Raw genomic sequence first — 1,085 nt, forward strand, 5'->3', positions numbered from 1 at the left:
TCGGCAGGAGCGGTGCCGAACGCTGCCACGGCCGATCCGCCAGCCAGAACTCGCCGCTCATTCTTCACCCGCTCCTAGTGAGACCTGTGCGCAGAAGGGTCTTGCACCTTCCGGTGGCTGAACGAGCGGCCGCTGCTTCTTTCTGCCGGAAGGGGTGGCTGTTTGGCCTGATGATGAGCCTCGAATAGCCGTCTCAGGCCGCAGCCGTTCCGAGAATGCTCGCTGTTCGCTTGAGATTGTAGGCCATGGCGGTAAGGCAGACTTGGAGACTGGCCTTGGCCAAGCCTCGCCATCGCATGCGACGCAGTCCGTAGCTGCGCTTCCAGGTGCCGAAGATCTTCTCGATTCGGCAGCGGACGCGCTGGATGGCGGAGTTCCAGCGTCGGAGCTTGCGCAAGGTATCGTCACCAGGGCGCCACCACATGCCTGTCGCGACAATCCGGGGCGTGCCGCCCCTGGCCCGCAGAGCCGCGCCAAACACCTCGCCCCGGTAGGCGCTGTCGGCACCTCACCAGGGTTCTCCGGCAGGGCGACGCCTCCGGCGCGGCCGTCATGGACATTGCCCGGCGTCACCGCGAGCGCCTCGACAAGCGCGGTCTCCGCATCGGCACTGACATGGGCCTTGAAGCCGTGAATGGCTTTGCGCTTCTGATGACCCGCCCAGGCTGCCTCGCCATCTACGTGGCTCGCGGAGGCGATGATCGTCGCATCGATCAGCGTGCCTGTTTTGACGCTCACTGCTTTGGCCCGGAGCTGGGCGGTCACTGCTTCGAATAGCACCTGGTCCAGGCCTTGGCGCACCAACTTCCGGCGGAGGCGCACGAAAGCCGTGCGCTCCGGCGTCGGCTCCTGGTCGGAGAAGCCGCAGAACCGCCGGAACGAGGCCCTGTCGTCGAGAGCTTCCGCGAGCTTCACGTCAGAGAGGTCGTACCAGACTGCGATCAGCATCGCCTTGAACAAGGCCAAGGGCGGCCAGGCGGGCTCTCCTCTCGCCGCGGCATGAATGCCCTCTAGTGTCCTGATTCCGTAGTTCCTCCGATCGTCTGGGAGCGAAGGCAGAAGCGCTGGATGGCGGCGAGAATGTC

The 1,085-nt window shown here is 65.3% G+C and carries 1 protein-coding gene and 1 pseudogene; both read right to left on the minus strand.

The genetic code is table 11. The annotated features are described in order from the left end of the window. Positions 1 to 193: 193 nt before the first annotated feature. Entirely contained in the window at positions 194 to 424 is a 231-nt protein-coding gene (locus D2K64_RS23715; protein ID WP_120010892.1) for a transposase, read from the minus strand. A 173-nt stretch (positions 425 to 597) separates the two neighbouring features. Then, positions 598 to 948, minus strand: a pseudogene (locus tag D2K64_RS23720) (transposase); the annotation flags it as partial. Positions 949 to 1,085 lie beyond the last annotated feature (137 nt).

Origin of the sequence: Teichococcus vastitatis (assembly GCF_003604215.1) — a bacterium.
Classification (GTDB): domain Bacteria; phylum Pseudomonadota; class Alphaproteobacteria; order Acetobacterales; family Acetobacteraceae; genus Pseudoroseomonas; species Pseudoroseomonas vastitatis.